The organism is Shewanella sp. SG41-4, assembly GCF_014164505.1.
Classification (GTDB): Bacteria; Pseudomonadota; Gammaproteobacteria; order Enterobacterales; family Shewanellaceae; genus Shewanella.
The window spans coordinates 1-1,368 of the sequence record NZ_JACJFI010000595.1 but is presented as its reverse complement, the minus strand read 5'-3'; the positions used below and the strand labels follow the sequence as shown (position 1 = coordinate 1,368).

The 1,368-nt window shown below is 36.3% G+C and carries 1 protein-coding gene and 1 pseudogene; both read right to left on the bottom strand.

Annotated features, from left to right (window positions below):
* Window positions 1-540 (bottom strand): hypothetical protein (locus H5202_RS22510; RefSeq protein ID WP_220493983.1); only part of this gene is annotated, 540 nt, incomplete at its 3' end.
* Between the two features lie 588 nt (window positions 541-1,128).
* Window positions 1,129-1,368: pseudogene (locus H5202_RS24090) on the bottom strand (hypothetical protein); the annotation flags it as partial.

Below are 1,368 nucleotides of genomic sequence, written 5' to 3'. Positions count from 1 at the left end.
CGTTAACTCATTACGTGCTAGAGTTTGAAGCTCTGATGAGTGCTGGTAACATGAATAATGATGTAGAACACTTTCAAAATAATCCATTAAATGAGAGTGACAGATTCCCAACATATCAGAACGAGGAAAGCCTCCGTGACAATATAAGGTAGCTAAGTAACGGTGACTGCTGGTTACATGGACAGGAACCCCCCATTTTTTCAGCCCACTATTGACACACTCAATGAGGCTTGTTCGAGTAGTATTTTCATATTTTAGCCCCATACTCTCGGTAACCAGGTTCCATTTAACTCGACCTTTAGTGTTCCTCTGTAACCATGTAGCTATATAGATAACAAGTGGCTTATCAATGCGATTGATATAGTGATTAAAAATAGTTTGAGCTGTTTTTTCAGCAAATAGGCGTTTAAAGTACTTTTGCAGTTGTGTTAATTCATCTTCTGTAACTTTATATGCCCAAAGTGGACTTCCTGCTAAAATATCGCTTCTACTACTACAAAATGCTAAAGTCCATTTGCTAACATCATCAATTGCGGCCATTACGTATTCCTTTATGTTAAGCTTTCCCTAATTAAGCTCCGAAGTGCGATATTCTTCGAATTAAGCAGCAAGTTAGCTGAAGATAACCGTTGGCGGCTTAAACTCTAAAAATTTCTAGACTAAAGTTATTTCTATTCGAAATAAATAGAAATAACGCACCTCTGACTAAACGTAAATCGGTTCCTTTTTATAATAGATAGCCTAGTAACCCGTTCACATTTCCGTTATCGCCGCGTTACAGAAAAATATAAATGTGGGTAAAGTTAAATTTTGTATCTAAGTCTATTTACCAGGGTATTCCAATATGATTTATTTTACAATAAATCAGTAAACGTGCACTGTGCTATTTGTTTTAATCAATTTTGAAAAAACTAATAGAGACTTCGCGCATCATTACAATACTACATGAGTACTTTCAGTACGCAATGCACTACTCTTCACAAAAAACTCTAATTCTCAGACGGTTGCTACTGTATAATTACTCGATGGCCATCAGTGTAGAGAACAGCCAAACTCTTGTCGCTATTTGCAGCAATGCCTTTCTTAATTCCTTTCTATTTAACTTCGATGACTTGTAATGCCTGATACTTAGAGACATTTTAGTTTTGTGTTAGATTGAAACAACTCCAATAGCTCCGGCTGCATATATTGATAGATGTCATCGATATCTAATACTTCAACCTTCTGCAAATATCGTTCACCTGCATAATCCAATATCCTTTTCTTGTGCTGTGGTTCCATCACAAAAACTTTATCAGCCCATTCGAGCAATTCAAGAGTGCATAATGTACTGCCATACTTAGTACAGTACTTTTCACTTAATCCTGC